Source organism: Stenotrophomonas sp. Steno-C18 (genome assembly GCF_056393195.1).
Map to the genome: position 1 here is coordinate 1 of NZ_JBWJOX010000029.1, position 688 is coordinate 688.

A 688-nucleotide genomic window follows, 5' to 3' on the forward strand; every position below is an offset into this window, starting at 1 on the left:
GTGCTGCAGGCACACGGCGACCTGGCCAGCTGGCAATGGGCCGAGGGCTGCGATGCACTGCTCGGTGACCGGGTGCGCAGCTACTGCGTGCAGTACCGCGAGAGCGACCTGGACTTCGTGCAGCGCCTGTTGGCCGAGGAAGGGCTGGGCTGGCGGTTGCAGGACGATGGGCAGGCACGCTGCGGCAACGGCATGGAGATCTTTGCCGACAGCGTGCGTCTGCCGGAGAGCGCGGCGAGCACCGAAGGCGTGCGCTTCCACCGCAGTGATGCGACCGAATCCAGTGACAGCATCCAGTTGTTGGGCCGGCAGCGGCAGCTGACCAGCACGCGCGTGAGCGTGCTCAGCGATGACTACCGCCGGGTGAGCAGCATCGCGCGGCAGTTGCCGGTGGATGGCGGTGGCACGCAGTCCCAGCGCGAGCACTACGACCCGGCCGGTGCCTATGCCTTCGCCGATGGCGCCACGGCCGATCATTACGCGCAGCTGCAGGCGCAGGTGCTGGAAGCCCACAGCCGGTGCTGGCACGGGCAGGGCAGCGTGCGTGGGCTGCAGTCCGGCACGTGGGTGCGGGTGCAGCAGGCGCCGTTTGCCGAACCGCCGGAGCTGTTGCTGGTCGCGGTGGAGCACACCGGCATCAACAACCTGCCGACCGACCTGCGCAGGAGCGTGGAGACGACGCTGGGTG

1 protein-coding gene is annotated in these 688 nt (G+C 69.3%); it reads left to right on the plus strand.

The genetic code is table 11. The features are described 5' to 3' along the window. On the plus strand, window positions 1-688 hold a 688-nt coding region (locus tag AC06FE_RS19565), incomplete at both ends, for a contractile injection system protein, VgrG/Pvc8 family (protein ID WP_478073998.1).